Annotated in this window: 1 protein-coding gene; it reads left to right on the top strand. The window is 54.6% G+C overall.

All coding sequences use genetic code 11. The features are described 5' to 3' along the window. The coding region (locus tag FDX22_RS20285; protein ID WP_186805383.1) for an isocitrate dehydrogenase kinase/phosphatase-domain containing protein at positions 1-218 on the top strand (218 nt) is incomplete at both ends.

The raw sequence follows: 218 nt of genomic DNA, 5'->3' as shown, positions 1-218 counted from the left end.
GGATAAACGGCAAATCGATCCGGCGCTGATGGCGCTGCTATTGCAGGAAGCCCCGGAAAAAATTACCGATCTTGGCGATCAGATTGTCATTCGCCATCTGTATATCGAACGACGGATGGTGCCGCTGAATATCTGGCTGGAGCAGGTCGAAGGTCAACAGCTGCGCGATGCCATTGAAGAGTACGGCAACGCGATTCGTCAGCTGGCCGCCGCCAATA

The organism is Citrobacter sp. TBCS-14, assembly GCF_005280805.1.
Taxonomy (GTDB): Bacteria; Pseudomonadota; Gammaproteobacteria; order Enterobacterales; family Enterobacteriaceae; genus Citrobacter; species Citrobacter gillenii.
Note: the sequence above shows the minus strand (reverse complement) of the source record. Positions and strands in the feature narration are given on the sequence as shown.